The organism is Micromonospora sp. NBC_01405 (assembly GCF_045040155.1).
Lineage (GTDB): Bacteria > Actinomycetota > Actinomycetes > Mycobacteriales > Micromonosporaceae > Micromonospora.
Map to the genome: position 1 here is coordinate 2,516,933 of NZ_CP109532.1, position 14,659 is coordinate 2,531,591.

17 protein-coding genes are annotated in these 14,659 nt (G+C 73.2%); 8 read left to right on the forward strand and 9 right to left on the reverse strand.

Going from position 1 to position 14,659, the window contains the following annotated elements:
* The first annotated feature begins 115 nt into the window (after positions 1–115).
* Entirely contained in the window at positions 116–2,209 is a 2,094-nt protein-coding gene (locus OG559_RS10240; RefSeq protein WP_405114623.1) for a S9 family peptidase, read from the forward strand.
* 133 nt (positions 2,210–2,342) lie between these two features.
* Here OG559_RS10240 and OG559_RS10245 read toward each other — a convergent pair whose 3' ends face one another.
* Both OG559_RS10245 and OG559_RS10250 read right to left on the reverse strand, forming a co-directional pair.
* On the reverse strand, positions 2,343–3,290 hold the full coding sequence (locus tag OG559_RS10245) for a threonine/serine dehydratase (protein WP_405114625.1): 948 nt from the start codon (positions 3,288–3,290) through the stop codon (positions 2,343–2,345).
* Positions 3,291–3,435: 145 nt separating this feature from the next.
* The gene (locus tag OG559_RS10250; RefSeq protein ID WP_405114627.1) at positions 3,436–4,002 is read right to left on the reverse strand and encodes a TIGR03086 family metal-binding protein; all 567 of its coding nucleotides are present in this window, start codon (positions 4,000–4,002) and stop codon (positions 3,436–3,438) included.
* 31 nt (positions 4,003–4,033) lie between these two features.
* Here OG559_RS10250 and OG559_RS10255 point away from each other — a divergent pair, with 31 nt between their 5' ends.
* Positions 4,034–4,846, forward strand: coding sequence for a DUF6597 domain-containing transcriptional factor (locus OG559_RS10255; protein WP_405114629.1), 813 nt, complete (start codon positions 4,034–4,036; stop codon positions 4,844–4,846).
* Positions 4,847–4,859: 13 nt separating this feature from the next.
* Here OG559_RS10255 and OG559_RS10260 read toward each other — a convergent pair whose 3' ends face one another.
* Genes OG559_RS10260 through OG559_RS10285 form a run of 6 tightly spaced genes read right to left on the reverse strand, consistent with a single transcriptional unit; the run spans position 4,860 to position 10,449 of the window.
* Positions 4,860–6,407, reverse strand: a complete 1,548-nt coding sequence (locus OG559_RS10260) for a SpoIIE family protein phosphatase (protein ID WP_405114630.1) — start codon at positions 6,405–6,407, stop codon at positions 4,860–4,862.
* Positions 6,404–7,726 (reverse strand): sensor histidine kinase, encoded by a 1,323-nt coding sequence (locus OG559_RS10265; protein WP_405116547.1) that lies wholly within the window; start codon positions 7,724–7,726, stop codon positions 6,404–6,406. Before OG559_RS10265 ends, OG559_RS10260 begins: the two co-directional genes overlap by 4 nt.
* 20 nt (positions 7,727–7,746) lie before the next feature.
* Positions 7,747–8,763, reverse strand: coding sequence for a SpoIIE family protein phosphatase (locus tag OG559_RS10270; protein ID WP_405114632.1), 1,017 nt, complete (start codon positions 8,761–8,763; stop codon positions 7,747–7,749).
* Positions 8,760–9,179: an ATP-binding protein gene (locus OG559_RS10275; RefSeq protein WP_405114634.1), complete on the reverse strand. Its 420-nt coding sequence runs from the start codon at positions 9,177–9,179 to the stop codon at positions 8,760–8,762. Before OG559_RS10275 ends, OG559_RS10270 begins: the two co-directional genes overlap by 4 nt.
* Positions 9,176–9,589, reverse strand: coding sequence for an STAS domain-containing protein (locus OG559_RS10280; protein WP_405114636.1), 414 nt, complete (start codon positions 9,587–9,589; stop codon positions 9,176–9,178). Before OG559_RS10280 ends, OG559_RS10275 begins: the two co-directional genes overlap by 4 nt.
* Positions 9,589–10,449, reverse strand: a complete 861-nt coding sequence (locus OG559_RS10285) for an STAS domain-containing protein (protein WP_405114638.1) — start codon at positions 10,447–10,449, stop codon at positions 9,589–9,591. Before OG559_RS10285 ends, OG559_RS10280 begins: the two co-directional genes overlap by 1 nt.
* 159 nt (positions 10,450–10,608) lie before the next feature.
* Between OG559_RS10285 and OG559_RS10290 the strand changes: the two genes are divergently transcribed.
* Positions 10,609–10,965: an STAS domain-containing protein gene (locus tag OG559_RS10290; RefSeq protein WP_405114640.1), complete on the forward strand. Its 357-nt coding sequence runs from the start codon at positions 10,609–10,611 to the stop codon at positions 10,963–10,965.
* Positions 10,966–10,989: 24 nt separating this feature from the next.
* Here OG559_RS10290 and OG559_RS10295 read toward each other — a convergent pair whose 3' ends face one another.
* The gene (locus OG559_RS10295; RefSeq protein ID WP_405116549.1) at positions 10,990–12,225 is read right to left on the reverse strand and encodes an MFS transporter; all 1,236 of its coding nucleotides are present in this window, start codon (positions 12,223–12,225) and stop codon (positions 10,990–10,992) included.
* Between the two features lie 119 nt (positions 12,226–12,344).
* On the opposite strand from OG559_RS10295, the gene OG559_RS10300 reads away from it, so the two are divergent.
* The 5 genes from OG559_RS10300 to OG559_RS10320 all read left to right on the forward strand — a co-directional run bounded on the left by OG559_RS10300 (position 12,345) and on the right by OG559_RS10320 (position 14,638).
* Complete coding sequence (locus OG559_RS10300) at positions 12,345–13,028, forward strand: FadR/GntR family transcriptional regulator (RefSeq protein ID WP_405114642.1); 684 nt, start codon at positions 12,345–12,347, stop codon at positions 13,026–13,028.
* Between the two features lie 39 nt (positions 13,029–13,067).
* Positions 13,068–13,541 (forward strand): large conductance mechanosensitive channel protein MscL, encoded by a 474-nt coding sequence (mscL, locus tag OG559_RS10305; protein WP_405114644.1) that lies wholly within the window; start codon positions 13,068–13,070, stop codon positions 13,539–13,541.
* A gap of 122 nt (positions 13,542–13,663) precedes the next feature.
* Positions 13,664–13,924: a hypothetical protein gene (locus tag OG559_RS10310; RefSeq protein WP_396671616.1), complete on the forward strand. Its 261-nt coding sequence runs from the start codon at positions 13,664–13,666 to the stop codon at positions 13,922–13,924.
* A gap of 45 nt (positions 13,925–13,969) precedes the next feature.
* Positions 13,970–14,344 (forward strand): hypothetical protein, encoded by a 375-nt coding sequence (locus OG559_RS10315; protein WP_405114646.1) that lies wholly within the window; start codon positions 13,970–13,972, stop codon positions 14,342–14,344.
* A gap of 21 nt (positions 14,345–14,365) precedes the next feature.
* A complete protein-coding gene (locus tag OG559_RS10320) occupies positions 14,366–14,638 on the forward strand; it encodes a hypothetical protein (protein ID WP_405114648.1) in 273 nt (90 codons plus the stop codon).
* Positions 14,639–14,659 lie beyond the last annotated feature (21 nt).

Sequence of the window (14,659 nt, forward strand, 5' to 3'; positions counted from 1 at the left end):
CCGCGCGCGGCGTCGGGCCGCCGGCCCCCGCGAAGGAGCCGGGCGCAGGGGGAACACCTCGCCGGGCCGCCGCAGCGCCCCGACGGCAACCCGGCCGGCCGGTAACCTGACCGGCGTGACCACCGAGATCCCGCCCGTCGCCAAGCAGGTTCCCACCGAGCGCATCCACCACGGCGACACGGTCGTCGACGAGTACGCCTGGCTGGCCGCCAAGGACGACCCGGAGATGACCGCCCACCTGAGGGCGGAGAACGCGTACACCGAGGCGCGCACCGCGCACCTGGAGGAGTTGCGCGGCACCCTGTTCGAGGAGACCCGGCGCCGCACCCAGGAGACCGACCTGTCGGTGCCGACCCGCAAGGGCGGCCACTGGTACTACACCCGCACGGTCGAGGGCCAGCAGTACGGCGTGCACTGCCGCCGGGCCGTCCACCCCGGCGAGACCGAGCCGCCGGTGAGCGCCGACGGTGCCCCGCTCGACGGCGAGGAGGTGCTGCTCGACGGCAATCTGCTGGCCGAGGGGCACGACTTCTTCTCGCTCGGCGCGTTCGACGTCAGCCCCGACGGCCGGTGGCTGGCGTACTCGACGGACTTCTCCGGCGACGAGCGGTTCACCCTGCGAGTGAAGGACCTCAGCACCGGCGAGGTGCTGCCCGACGAGGTGCCCGACACCTCCTACGGCGCCGCCTGGTCGGCGGACGCCTCGGTGCTGTTCTACGTCACCGTGGACGACGCCTGGCGGCCCAACCGGGTCTGGCGGCACCTGATCGGCACCCGGGCCGCCGAGGACGTCGTGGTCCACCAGGAGGACGACGAGCGCTTCTGGGTCGGCGTCGAGCTGACCCGGTCGGAGAAGTTCATCCTGATCGACAGCCACAGCAAGATCACCAGCGAGGTGCGGGTCATCCCGGCCGGCAATCCCACCGGCGAGCCGGCCCTCGTCGCACCCCGCCGGCAGGGCGTCGAGTACAGCGTCGAGCATCACGGGCACCGCTTCCTGATCCTGCACAACCACGACGCCGAGGACTTCGCGCTGGCGTTCACCTCGGCGGACGCGCCGGGCGACTGGGTGCCGCTGATCCCGCACACCCCCGGCACCCGGCTGGAGGCGGTCGACGCCTTCGCCGACCACCTGGTCGTCTCGCTGCGCAGCAACGGGCTGACCGGGCTGCGGGTGCTGCCGGTCGGCGGCGGCGACGGCCACGACATCGACTTCCCGGAGCCGATCTACAGCGTCGGGCTGGACAACAACCCGGAGTACCGCACCCGGCAGGTCCGGCTGCGCTACGCCTCGCTGGTCAGCCCCGACTCCGTGTACGACTACGACCTGGTGACCCGGGAGCTGACGCTGCGCCGGCGCAAGCCGGTCCGGCCCGGTCCGGACGGCCGGGAGTACGACCCCGCCGACTACGAGCAGCACCGGGACTGGGCGCTCGCCGACGACGGCACCAGGGTGCCGATCTCGCTGGTCTGCCGGGCCGGCACCCCGCGCGACGGCTCCGCCGCCTGCGTGATCTACGGGTACGGCTCGTACGAGGCGAGCATGGACCCGTGGTTCTCCATCCCCCGGCTCTCCCTGCTGGACCGGGGCGTCATCTTCGCGGTCGCCCACATCCGGGGTGGCGGCGAGCTGGGTCGCCGCTGGTACGACGAGGGCAAGATGCTGGCCAAGAAGAACACCTTCACCGACTTCGTCGCCTGCGCCCGGCACCTGGCCGGCTCGGGCTGGACGTCGCCGGACCGGCTGGTGGCCCGGGGCGCCTCGGCCGGCGGCCTGCTGATGGGCGCGGTGGCCAACCTGGCCCCGGAGGCGTTCACCGGCATCGTCGCGCAGGTGCCCTTCGTGGACGCGCTCACCTCGATCCTCGACCCGTCGCTGCCGCTGACCGTCACCGAGTGGGAGGAGTGGGGCAACCCCCTCGACGACCCCGAGGTGTACGCGTACATGAAGTCGTACACCCCGTACGAGAACGTGGCGGCGGTGGACTACCCGGCCATCCTCGCGGTGACCAGCCTCAACGACACCCGCGTGCTGTACCACGAGCCGGCCAAGTGGATTGCCCGGCTGCGGGCGGTCGCACCCCGGGGCGACTACCTGCTCAAGACCGAGATGGGCGCCGGCCACGGCGGCCCCAGCGGCCGGTACGACTCCTGGCGCGAGGAGGCGTTCATCAACGCCTGGGTCCTCGACCGCCTGAAGGCGGCGTAGGGGAAAGCCCTCCCCCACCGGCCTCCCCCACCGGCCTCCCCCACCGGCCTCCCCCACCGGCCTCCGCCACCCGGCGGAGGCCGGTGGAGCACGCATCGGGGCACGCCGTTGATGGGGCCGGCGGGGCGCGCCGTCAGGAGGCGGCGACCAGGTCGGCGAGCAGGGCCGGATCGACGTTGCCGCCGGTCACCACCGCGACGGTACGGCCCGCCGGCAGCTCGGCGGCTCGGAACAGCCGGGCGGCCGTCGCCACCGCCCCGCTCGGCTCGACCACCAGCCGGGCCTCGTTGATCAGCCGGCCCGCCGCCGCCCGGATCTCCTCCTCGGTCACGGTGACGATGCCGTCGAGGCGGTCCCGCAGGTGGGCCAGGGTCAGCTCGGACAGGTTGGTGCGCAGCCCGTCCGCGCAGGTGCGGTAGGTCAGCTCGACGTCCCAGGGCACCACCCGGCCGGCGGCGAGCGACTCCCGGGCGTCGGCGGCAAGCTCCGGCTCGACGCCGATCACGGCGGTCGACGGGCGCAGCGCCCGCAACGCCGTGGCGACTCCGGAGGCGAGGCCGCCCCCGCCGACCGGCACCAGCACCACGTCCACGTCGGGCAGGTCGTCGACGATCTCCGTGCCGACGGTGCCCTGGCCGGCGATGATCCGCCGGTCGTCGAAGGGCGGCACCAGCGCCGCCCCGGACCCGGCGACGATCCGTTGCGCCTCGGCCAGCCGCTGCGCGGGCGGGACGAGCAGCACCGTCGCCCCGAACGCCCGCATCCGGGCGATCTTCACCTCCGGGGCGCCCTCCGGCACCACCACCGTGCACGGCACGCCGGCCGCCCGCGCCGCGTACGCGAGGGCCTGCCCGTGGTTGCCGGACGAGTGGGTGACCACCCCCCGGTCCCGTCGGGCCGGGTCGAGGCGGGCGACCGCGTGGGTTGCGCCGCGCAGCTTGAACGAGCCGACCGGTTGCAGGCTCTCCGGCTTCAGCCACAGCGCGTCGTCCCAGGGGGCGCGCAGCAGCGGCGTGCGGAGGACGGTCGGGGCGATGTCGGCGGCAGCGACCCGGATGTCGTCGAGCGTCACAAGGTCCATCCCGCCATCCTGCCGCCGCCGCCGAGGCCACGCACCACCGCCCAAAACGTGCCCGCACTTTCACGGAAAGAGTGGCTTTCCAACGGGAAATGGCCACTCTTTCCGTGAAAGTGCGCGGGGGGGGTGGGGGTGGGGGGTGGTCGGGTCAGCGCGGGGACCAGGCGGGGTGGCGGCCCATCCGGGCCAGGGCGCGGTCGAGCGGGGCGGCGTCCGGCGGGGCGGCGACCGGGGCGGCGAAGGCACCCATCCGCTGGCCCGTCTCCCCCATCCGGTCCATGAACGCGTGCAGGACGGCGGTCGCGTCCGGCGCGGCGTCGAACGGCTGGCCGGTGGCCCGGGCCAGGTCCCAGGCGTGCACGGTGAGGTCGATCAGCCCCATCTCCCCGACGGTCTCCGGGGGCAGCCCCATCCCGGGCGAGACGCCCTCCAGCGCGGCCGGGTCCGCCCACGCCTCGATCAACCGCTCGGTCTCGGCGGCGAACCGGTCCCGCCAGCCATCGGTCAGGTAGTCGGTCTTGTCCCAGTTCGCCGGCCGCTTGGCGGCCAGCTCCTGGAAGTTGACCACCACCTGGTACAGGTGATTCATAAGATCCCGGACGGAGTAGTCCACGCACGGGGTCGGCAGGTCGAGCTGGTCCTCACGGATCGCCCGGGCCACCGCGACGGCGCGCGGCGCGGCTTCCGACAACAGTTCACTAGTCTTCGTGGCCATAGGGGCAGCGTATGAGGGTGGTCTTGAAGAAATGCGACACCAGCCGCGCGGGGACAGCCGGGGCATCCTCGACCCCCGTCGGCTGCTGCGCGAGGTCCGCTTCCGCCGCCGGCTGCCCGCCGCCGCGCTGCGCCCGTACGTCGAGCTCTACTGGCTGATCGACTGGGAGCTGGACGAGCCGTTCGAGCAGCGGGTGCTCCCGCACCCGGCGGTCAATCTGGTGTTCCAGCACAGCGGCGGCGACAGTCGGGAGACCGCCGAGGTGGCCGGCGTCGGGCGGGAACTGTTCCGGATCACCCTGACCGGCACCGGCGGGGTCAGTGGAGTGCAGTTCCGGCCGGGCGGCTTCCGGCCGTTCTGGCGGCGGCCGGTCGCCGAGCTGACCGGCGAGCGCCGCCCGCTCGCCGCCGGCCTCGTCGCGGGCCGGCGGCCCTGCGCCGGTACGGACGACGAGCGCTGCGCCGCCCTGGACGACCTCCTGCTCGCCTGGAACCCGCGCCCCGACCCGTCGACGGCGGAGGCGATGGCGCTGGCCGAGGAGATCCGCGTCGACCGGGGCGTGCTGCGGGTCGACGACCTGGCCCGGCGACACGGGACCACCACCCGGCGGCTGCAACGGCTCTTCCTCGACCAGGTGGGCGTCGGCCCGAAGTGGGTGATCCGGCGGTACCGCGTCCAGGAGGCGATCGAGCAGGCCGCCGGTGGGCCGGTGGACTGGGCGGCCCTCGCCGCCGACCTCGGCTACGCCGACCAGGCCCACCTGGTCCGCGAGTTCACCGCCGCAACCGGGATCTCCCCGACCGCGTACGCCCGGTCGCTCAGCCGGCCGGCGTCAGCCCGGTAGGGAAGGGGCTTCCTTACCGGCGGCGGCGGAGGGCGACCACGGCGACGTCGTCGTTGATCTCGGTGGGGGCCAGCTCGACCAGCAGTCGCCGGCAGAACGCGTCCAGGTCGGCGTCCACCACCTCGGCGCAACTGGCCAGTGCGGCCAGCCCCTCGTCGATCGTGGTGTCCCGCCGCTCGATCAGCCCGTCGGTGTAGAGCACCAGCGTCGCCCCGGCCGGCAGCACGAACTCAAGGTCTTCGGGGCGGGCCGCGCGGACGCCGAGCAGCGGGGCCGAGTGCTGGACGTACTCCACCGTGCCGTCCAGGCTGATCAGCGCCGGCAGGTGACCGGCGCTGGCCAGCCGGACGTGGCCGGAGTTCGGCTCCAGCAGCAGCAGGCAGATGGTGGCCAGCTCGTTGCGCAGCAGCGTCAGCATCAGCTCGTTGACCCGGTGCAGGATCGCGCCCGGCTGGTGCCCCTCGACGGCGTACGCGCGCACCGCGTGCCGCAGCTCCGCCATCACCGTCGCGGCGTGCAGGGAGTGCCCGGCGACGTCGCCGATCGCCATCAGCAGGTGGCCGTCCAGCATCACCAGCTCGTAGAAGTCGCCGCCCACCTCGGTCTGCGCGCTGGCCGGCTCGTACCGGACGGCGAGGTCGAGCCCGACGATCTCCGGGATCCGGCGGGGCAGCAGGCTGCGTTGCAGGGTGACGGCGATGCGGTGCTCCTCGTCGAAGGAGCGCTGCGCCTCCACCGCCGCCGCGACGGCCTGGGCGACCTGTACCAGCACCGGCGTCCCGGCGGTCTGGGTGTGCGTCGGCACCACCACGTAGAGCGGTGCCCGGTCCTCGCGCAGCTTCGCCGCGGCCACGGTCACCCGGTCTCCGTCGGGCCAGTCGACCAGGCCCCAGTTGCCGGGGTCGTCCACCCACACCGTGGAGCCGGTCGGCACCCCGGAGTCGTCGACGACCCATGGCACGATCCGGGGTTCGTCCCCCGGGCCGGCGCAGATTCCGGCGATGCAGTCACCGTCGAAGGTCTCCGCCACCACCGCCGCGGGTCCCTTGAAGATCCGGGCGGCGCCGGCCGCCGCCGACGTCAGCAGCCGGGGGAAGTTCGGCGCGGCGTGCACCGCCACGGTCGTCTCGGCCAGCCCGGTGAGCCGCTCGGCGAGCAGCTCGGCGCGCTGCCGGGCCCGGTAGTAGCGCAGCACCGCGTGGGCGGTGGCGACCAGTTCCTCCGGCTCGATCGGCTCGGCCAGGTAGGCGTCCGCGCCCCGGGTCAGGCCCTGGGCCCGGTCCGCCACGTCGACGGCGTGCGCCGACACGTGGATCACCGGCATCGCCGGATGCGCCTTCTTGATCCGTTCGCAGACCTCGAACCCCATCAGGTCGGGCAGCCGGACGTCGAGCACGACCAGGTCGATCTGGTCCACCCCGACCCGGGCCAGCGCCTCCCCACCGGTCTCCGCCTCCAGCGTCGCGAAGCCGGCCCGGCTGAGCCAGCTCACCAGCAGGTACCGCTTCGTGGGGCTGTCGTCGACCACCAGTACGGTCGCCGGACCGCCCGCCGCGGTCACCCTTCGCCGATCGGCAGGGTGACCGTGAAGGTGCTGCCCCGGCCGGGCTCGCTGGTCAGTTCCAGGGTGCCGCCGAGCAGGCGCACCACCCGGCGGGCGTACGGCAGGCCGAGGCCGGTGCCGCCGATCCGCGGGCTCCCCGGCACCTGGTAGAACTCCTCGAAGATCCGATCGTGCAGCTCCGGGGCGATGCCGGCGCCGGTGTCGGCGACCGACAGCCACCACCGCTCGTCGCGAACCTCCGCCCGCAGCCGGACCTCGCCCCGCTCGGTGAACTTCAGCCCGTTGTGCAGCAGGTTGCGCAGCACCTGGGCGAGCAGCACCTCGTCGGAGCGGAGCGTCCCCGGCGGGGGCGGGTCCTCCACCACCAGCTCGACATCCGTCTTGGACAGCGCGCGCAGGGTGCCGCGCAACTGGCCGAAGACCGCCCGCAGGTCCACCTCGGCCCAGTTCGGCTCCAGCCGCCCGGACTCGGCCTTGGCCAGGTCGAGCAGCTCGTTGACCAGGCCAAGCAGGTCGGTGGCCGAGGAGCGGATCAGCCCGACCTGCTGGGCCTGTTCCTCGGTCAGCGGGTCGGACGCGGAGTCGGCCAGCAGCCTGCTCAGCCCGATGACCGCGGTCACCGGGGCGCGCAGCTCGTGGCTGACGTTGGCCAGGAACCGGCTCTTCGACTCGCTGGCCGAACGGAGCTGGACGGACTTCTCGTCCAGCTCGGCGTAGAGCGCGACCACGCCCCGGTTGGTCTCCTCCAGCTCCTCGGTGAGCTGGTTGTACAGGGCCATCACGCCATGGTTGGTCTCCTGGAGTTCCTCGTTGAGCACGGCCAGCTCGTCGCGCTGGCTGCGCACCTCGTCCAGGGCGGCGATGAGCTGCTCGTTCTGCGAGGCGAGCTCGTCCAGGGCGCTGCCGGGAGCGCTGCTGCCGAGCTCGGCACGCAGCTCGGCGATTCGCTCCGGGGTCAGCGCCCGCGCGCTTGCGGGGACACGTCGGGACATCCTCACGACCGTATCGCCCTCCCGGTCCACCACGCCCAACATGTCCACCAGTCGCGCCACCGCGCCGGAGTGCGGCTCGTACCGGCCGTCGGGCAGCGGGCGCACCGGGGCCAGGTCCACCCGCACCCGCGGTGGGCCCTGCCCGTCGAGGTCGACGGTGAAGGTGACGTCCGCACCGCCGGCGGCGTGCAGCAGGTCCCGGGCCACCTCGCTGAGGGCGGTGGCAAGCCGGATCTGGTCCTGGTGTTCCAGGCCGACCGCCTCGGCCACCTCCCGGCCGCGCTGCCGAACCACGAAGATGTCGTGTTCGACCCGCAGCGCCATCTGGAGCAGCGGCGACCCGGTCACCACGCCGCCCGGGCGACCAGGACGCAGGCGTCGTCCCGGCGCAGCCCCGCGTCGCGCAGCAGCGTCGCGGCCATCACGAGCGGACCGCTGCGGAGCAGCCCGGGATAGTCGTCGAGCTGCCAGCGGTCCACCACCCCGTCACTGTGCATCACCAGCGACGCTCCGGCCGGGAAGGGATAGTCGTACTCGCGGATGACGGGTCGCTGATGGCCGGCGATCCCGGGCAGGGAGACCAGCCCCCGCCGCCGTTCACCCTCGGCCACCACGGAGGCGGAGATGTTGCCCAGCCCGGCGAACCGCAGCAGGCCGGCGTCCGAGTCCAGTTCGGCGACGGCCAGCGCCGCCCCCCGGGTGTGCGACATCGACCGGTGCAGGTGCTGCACCACCGCCGCCGGCGGCCCGGCCGGGGCGGTCCGGAACGCGGCCAGCGCCGCGTCGGTGGCCGCCGCCGCCAGCGGCCCGTGGCCGAGACCGTCGCAGGTCAGCACCTGTTGCCGCCCATCGGCGATCCGGAGGGCGTACCCGTCGCCGCTGACCGACTCGCCGGTGATCGGCCGGGTGAGCGCGCCGACCCAGGACAGCTCCGGGTGGGGGCCCTGAGGCCAGACCTGCACGGCCAGCACGGTGCCCCTGCCGGGCCGGGAGTAGCCGTCGAACCAGTCGGTTTGACGTGTGATGGCGCCGAGACCGATGCCGAGGGTCCCGGCGGTGGAGTGCCCGTCCCGGGAGGACACGGTCAGGTCGGCCATGCCGGGCCCGGAGTCGATCGCGACCAGTTCGACGCCGGCCTGTCCGTCCCGGCGCACCGGGCGCAGCAGCAGCACCCCGTCCTCGGCGTGCTTGACCAAATTGCTGGTCAGCTCGGCGGCGACGATCGCCAGGTCGGCCGTGCGGGCCTCACCGATCTCGAGCTGCCGGCCCAACCGCTCGGCGGCCCGCCGGGCCGCGCTGGCCGCGCTGCCACTCTCCACCCGGAACCACAGCCCGTGGTCGGACAGGTCTTCGGCGATCATCGGGACCACTTGGTGATCGTGATCCGGGTCCCCTGACCCGGCCCGGTGACGATGTCGAACTCGTCGACCAGTCGGCGGGAGCCGCTCAGGCCGAGGCCGAGGCCCCCACCGGTGGTGTAGCCGTCGGTGAGGGCGAGGCCCAGGTCGACGATGCCTGGGCCGTCGTCGGCGAAGACGATTCGGATGCCTCGCCGCAGGCCGTTGTCGATGGTGGTCACCTCGGCCTCGCCGCCCCCGCCGTAGACCAGGGTGTTGCGCGCCAGTTCGCTGGCCGCGGTGACCAGCTTCGTCTGGTCGACCAGGGAGAGCCGGGCCGCCACCGCCACCGTCCGTACCAGTTGGCGGACCCGCACCACGTCCTCGTCGCTCTGGATCGCCTGCGCCTGCGGGTGGCCCAGGTCGATACCAGTGGTCATGCCGTGGCCGTCGTCTCGTCGTCCGTCTCGTCGTCGACGGCGAAGTCGTAGTCGTCGTGCCCGGCCGCCGCGATCAGCTCCATGCCGCGCTCGACGTTCAGGGCGGTACGGATGCCGTTCAGCGACAGGCCCAGCTCGACCAGGGTGATGGCGACGGCGGGACGCATCCCGACCACCACCGTCTCGGCGTCGAGCACCTTGGAGATCGAGGCGATGGTGGACAGCATCCGGCCGACGAACGAGTCGACGATGTCCAGCGCCGTGATGTCGATGATCACGCCGTGGCAGCCGGTGGCGACGATCCGCTCGGCCAGGTCCTCCTGGAGCTGGACCGCCGTCTGGTCGGACATGTCGACCTGAATCGACACGAGCAGGATGTCGCCGATCTTCAGGACCGGAACCCGCTCCATCAGAACTCCCGTCGCGGATTCCGGCGGGCGTTCGCCGCCCCGCTCAACCGCAACACGTGGCGCAGCGCGTCGGCCAGGGTGGCCTTGGTGGCGATGTCGCCGAACTCGATGCCGAGCGCGACGATGGTCTGGGCGATCTGCGGGCGGATGCCGGAGATGATGCAGTCGGCGCCCATCAGCCGGGCGGCCACCACCGTCTTGAGGATGTGCTGGGCGACCTGGGTGTCCACCGCCGGCACGCCGGTGATGTCGATGATCGCGTACGGCGAGCTGGTGTCGATCAGGGTCTGGAGCAGCCGCTCCATCACCACCTGGGCCCGGGCCGAGTCGAGCGTGCCGACCAGCGGCACGGCCACCACGCCCTCCCAGATCTTGACGACCGGGGTGGAGAGTTCGAGGAGCTGCTCGGCCTGGTCCGCGATCAGGCCCTCCCGGGTGCGGACGAAGCTCTCGAAGGTGAACAGCCCCATCTGGTCGACCAGCGAGGAGAAGGCCACGTAGTCGCGGAGGCTGGCGTCGCCCCCGTCGGCCTCCATCAGCTCCAGCAGGACGTCCTTGACGGCGTACACGCTGACCGCCGTCTCGGTGGCGGTGAACCCCTGCCGGGCCCGGCCCCTGGACAGCTCTGCGAGCACGGCGCGCAGCTCACCGGCCGAATCCGACTCAAGATCGAACGCGCCGTGCCGCCCCGCCTCCACCATGGCACGGTGCAGCTCCTGCACTTGGCGGCGCAGCTCGGCCTGACTGAGTCGGCCGCGCAGCGACCCGGTGGCGATCTCCGTCCAGCGCTGTGTGACCCGCTCGGCATGCTCGCTCAGCAGACCGGCCAGCCGACCGCTTTCTTCCGCGTTCAATGCCACGGCATCCTCCCTCTGACCTGGACCGGCCGGACTGTACCACCGGGTACCCAGCAACTAATTGCCACAAGGCAAAGAAATGACGGGGGACACGGCCGCCGCTTCCCTTCAGCGGCGAACCCCGAACGTGGGATACCGTTCCACCGATCACAGGAGGTCCCAATGTCCTTGACGGTACACACGGAACAGCACGGCGACGTCGTCGTCGTATCGGTCGCGGGCGAGCTGGACATGGCGACGGCACCGCAGCTCCAGGACCAGATCACGGATCTGCTCGACAAGGGTCGCAGCCGCCTCGTCTTCGACCTGGCCGACGTCTCGTTCTGCGACTCGACCGGGCTGTCCGTTTTCGTACGCGCCAAGAACGGCTGCGACGAGGCCGGCGGCGTGGTCCGGCTGGCGGCACCGCAGCGCGGCGTGCTGCGCATCCTGGAGGTCAGCGGGCTGGTCGAGGTGCTGCACACCTACCCGACGGTCGAGCAGGCCGTCGCGGGCAATCCCACGCCGGCCTCCTCCTGACCCGCCCTCTCAGCGCTCGTCCTCTCAGCGTTCGTCCTCGATGAACCGGGGACGAGCGATCGCCAGGCCCGCGACGGTCTGCACGGCCAGGGCGGCGAGCAGGAAGCCGATCGGCGCGGTCCACCCGCCGGTCGCCTCGTAGAGGATGCCGACCAGCAGTGGACCGAGCGCGGCGATCACGTACCCGGTGCTCTGCGCGAAGGCGGACAGCGCCACCGTCCCCTCGGCAGTGCGGGCGCGCAGCCCGATGGTGGTCAGGATCAGCGGGAACGCGCCCTGGCCGAGGGCGAGCAGGGCGATCCAGAGCAGCGCGGCGTCGTGCGGCGCGATCGCCAGCCCCAGGTAGGCCGCCGTGGAGAACGCGGTCAGCCCGAGCACCAGCGGACGCAGCGTCCGCAGCCGGCCGGCCAGCGCCGGCATCAGCAGCGCGACCGGTACGCCGAGCGCGGTCACCCCGGCCAGCAGCAGCCCGGCCGTCTCCGGCGCGAACTCGGCGTCCCGGAAGAGCTGGGCCAGCCAGCCCATGATCGCGTACCCGCTCAGCGACTGCGCCCCGAAGTAGATTGCCATCGCCCAGCCGAGCCGGGTCCGCGCCGGCTGGACCCGGGCCGGCGCGGCGGCGGCCACCGTCGGGGTACCGGCCCGGCGCGCGGCGCGGGCCCGCAGCGCCAGGGGCACCCACGGGAGTACGGCCACCGCGGCCAGCGCGGCCCAGACGCCGAGCCCCGCCCGCCAGGAGCCGAAGGCGTGCGCGATCGGCACGGCCGAGGCGGCGGCCACCGTCGTCCCCACCGTCAGCGTCATCGTGTACGCCCCGGTGACCAGCCCGGTGCGGTGCGGGAAGTGCTGCTTGACCAGCATGGGCAGCAGGATGTTCGCCACCGCGATGCCGGCCAGCGCGAGCGCGCTGGTGGCCACGAAGACCAGCGCCGAGTCGGTGACCACCCGCAGCACCTGCCCGACGGCCAGGGACGCCATGGCGACCACCAGCACCCGGGCCGGGGCGAACCGGCGGACCAGCCACGGGGTCAGCGCGCCGAGCCCGGCGAACGCGATCGTCGGCAGCGTGGTGACGAACCCGGCCATCGCCCCGGAGAGCCCGAGGCCGGTGCGGACCTCGTCGAGCAGGGCACCGAGGCTGGTCACGGCGGCACGCAGGTTGAGCGCGACCAGCAGCATGCCGACCAGCACCAGCAGCCCGCCGGTTGCCGGCCGCCGCGTCGGGACCGGGGCCGTTGCGGCGTCGGTGGCCGGGGGCATGGCGGCGGTCGGGCTGGGCCGGTCGGGCACGGTGACGGGGTCCTCGGTGGCGGTCGGTGGCGGGGTCATGGCCTTCAACCTACAATCATGGGATGAATTGCGGACGGGTGATGTAACCAGTGACACCGCCGGTGAATTCCGTGCCCGTGCCGCCCCGTGGCCACCGGGTCCGGCAGACGATCGAGCAGCTCCGGTCCCGCATCCTCGGCGGGGAGTGGCCGGTGGGCGGGCGCATCCCGACCGAACCACAGCTCGTCGCCGCGCTCGGGGTGGGGCGCAACACAGTCCGCGAGGCGGTCCGCGCCCTGGTGCACGGCGGGGTGCTGGAGTGCCGCCAGGGCTCCGGCACGTACGTGGTGTCGACCGACGAACTGGCCCCGGTGGTGGCCCGCCGACTCACCGACGACCGGATGGCCGAGGTGATCGAGGTGCGCCGCGCCTTCGAGGTGGAGGCCGCCCGGCTCGCCGCGCTGCGGCGTACCCCGGAGGACCTGGCCGCCCTCGACGGCGCGCTCACCGCCCGGGAGGCCGCCTGGCACGCGGGCCGGGTCGGCGAGTTCGTCGAGGCGGACGCGGCGCTGCACACGGTGGTGGTGGCCGCCGCGCACAACGGCATGCTCGCCGAGCTGTACGCCTCGGTCGGCACGGCGCTGCGTAGCACGATCACCCAGGCGATGGGCGACACGCTGGAACCCGAGCGGTACGTGGACCACGCCCGGCTGGTGGACGCGATCCGCGACGGCGACCCCGGTGCGGCGGCCCGCGAGGCCGGTGCTTTTCTGGAGCCCTCCCCGGGGGCATAGGTTGCCCGGGACGGTTAACCGGACACCACGGGAGTACGGATGCTCAAGGGCTTCAAAGACTTCATCATGCGCGGAAACGTCGTCGACCTCGCGGTCGGCGTCGTCATCGGCGCCGCGTTCACGGGCGTGGTCACCCAGCTCACCAAGTCGTTCCTGGAACCGCTGGTCAGGGTGCTAATCGTGCTGATCACCGGCAATCCGAAGGGCCTCAGCGGTTCGACGCCGAAGTTCCGGGACATCCCGTTCGACTGGGTGGCGTTCGTCAACGCGGCGATCACCTTCGCGCTCACCGCGGCGGCGCTGTACTTCCTGGTCGTCTACCCGATGAACAGGCTCGCCGAGCGACGCAAGCGCGGCGAGGAGCCGCCGCCCTCGGCCCCCAGCGAGGAGGTCAAGCTGCTCACCGAGATCCGGGACGCGCTGGTCGCCGCCGGCCACGCCACCCCGGGCCAGCAGCGGGGCGCCCTGGACGACGTGCTCGGCCGCCGCCCGGAGCCCCCGGCCCCGCGCTGAGCCCCCGGGACACCGCCGCCGAGCCAGGGCCCCCGCGCCGGCCCACCCGGCAGCACATCGGCCCCCACGGGATTCCCGTGGGGGCCGACCTGTTTCGCACACGTGTTCGATAGGGTCCCGTCATGGAGCAGCGGAAGCACTGGTGGAACGGCAAGTGGGGGCGGCTGGCGCGGCGGGACGTCTTCCTCCGGGTGAACGGCGACCGGTGGCACGTCGAGCAGCGGGCCGGCGGCGCAGAGGGCGTCTCCCAGTTCTACGAGTACCCGAGCGTCGAGGAGGCGGAGGAGACCGTCCGCGCGCTGCTCGCCGGGGCCGACGGCTGGCGCGAGCTGTCCCCCCGCCCGCCGGACGCGTGGCAGCCGACGCCGGACGCACGCCCCTGACCGGGGCGGCGTTTAGCCGGCGGCCGGCCCGGGAACCGCGCCAGGATGGAGCAGCAGCGCACCGATCAGCAGGCGACCATCTCCCGCGTCACCACCGGGATGCCGGTGGTCGACGTGACCGGGGCGGAGGTCGGCACCGTGGACCTCGTCCAGCGGGGCGACCCGAACGCGGTGACCGTCCAGGCGCCGGCCGCGGACCCCGGCGGCAGCCTGGACGAGTTGATCGAGTCGGCGGCGGTCGAGGAGCCGGACGTGCCGGCCGACCTGGCCGCCCGCCTGCTGCGCACCGGCTACCTGAAGGTCTCCACCGACCTCGCCCCGACCGGCGCCGTCTACGTGCTGGCCGACCAGATCGCCGGCGTCACCGACGGCCGGGTACGCCTCGACGTCCCCGCCACGAGCCTCCCCGCGGAGGAATAGGCCAGCCCCTATGGTGGACCGATGTACATCCTGATCGGGGAGCAGCAGGCCGAGGCGGTCGACGCGGACGAGCAACGGGCCCGGTTCGCGCACATGGCGGACGTGGTGCGGCGCAGCCCCGGGTTCGTGCGCGGCTGGTGGGGGCTGGACGACGCCGACCGGGAGGCCGCCCACGTGCTGATCACCCTCGACACCCTCGACCACGCCCGCGCGCTGCGCCGCATGGTCGAGGAGAACGTGTCAGGGGTCCGGCTACGGATCATGGAGGTCGGCGTGTCCGCCGAGGCGGACTGATCCCCACCGTCTCCCCGACGT

Excerpts from the sequence above, each read along its gene's own strand:
- OG559_RS10245 (WP_405114625.1), bottom strand. The coding sequence starts at position 3,290 with ATGGACCTTGTGACGCTCGACGACATCCGGGTCGCTGCCGCCGACATC.
- OG559_RS10250 (WP_405114627.1), bottom strand. The coding sequence starts at position 4,002 with ATGGCCACGAAGACTAGTGAACTGTTGTCGGAAGCCGCGCCGCGCGCC.
- OG559_RS10255 (WP_405114629.1), top strand. The coding sequence starts at position 4,034 with ATGCGACACCAGCCGCGCGGGGACAGCCGGGGCATCCTCGACCCCCGT.
- OG559_RS10265 (WP_405116547.1), bottom strand. The coding sequence starts at position 7,726 with ATGGCGCTGCGGGTCGAACACGACATCTTCGTGGTTCGGCAGCGCGGC.
- OG559_RS10270 (WP_405114632.1), bottom strand. The coding sequence starts at position 8,763 with ATGATCGCCGAAGACCTGTCCGACCACGGGCTGTGGTTCCGGGTGGAG.
- OG559_RS10275 (WP_405114634.1), bottom strand. The coding sequence starts at position 9,179 with ATGACCACTGGTATCGACCTGGGCCACCCGCAGGCGCAGGCGATCCAG.
- OG559_RS10280 (WP_405114636.1), bottom strand. The coding sequence starts at position 9,589 with ATGGAGCGGGTTCCGGTCCTGAAGATCGGCGACATCCTGCTCGTGTCG.
- OG559_RS10290 (WP_405114640.1), top strand. The coding sequence starts at position 10,609 with ATGTCCTTGACGGTACACACGGAACAGCACGGCGACGTCGTCGTCGTA.
- OG559_RS10295 (WP_405116549.1), bottom strand. The coding sequence starts at position 12,225 with ATGCCCCCGGCCACCGACGCCGCAACGGCCCCGGTCCCGACGCGGCGG.
- mscL (WP_405114644.1), top strand. The coding sequence starts at position 13,068 with ATGCTCAAGGGCTTCAAAGACTTCATCATGCGCGGAAACGTCGTCGAC.
- OG559_RS10310 (WP_396671616.1), top strand. The coding sequence starts at position 13,664 with ATGGAGCAGCGGAAGCACTGGTGGAACGGCAAGTGGGGGCGGCTGGCG.
- OG559_RS10315 (WP_405114646.1), top strand. The coding sequence starts at position 13,970 with ATGGAGCAGCAGCGCACCGATCAGCAGGCGACCATCTCCCGCGTCACC.
- OG559_RS10320 (WP_405114648.1), top strand. The coding sequence starts at position 14,366 with ATGTACATCCTGATCGGGGAGCAGCAGGCCGAGGCGGTCGACGCGGAC.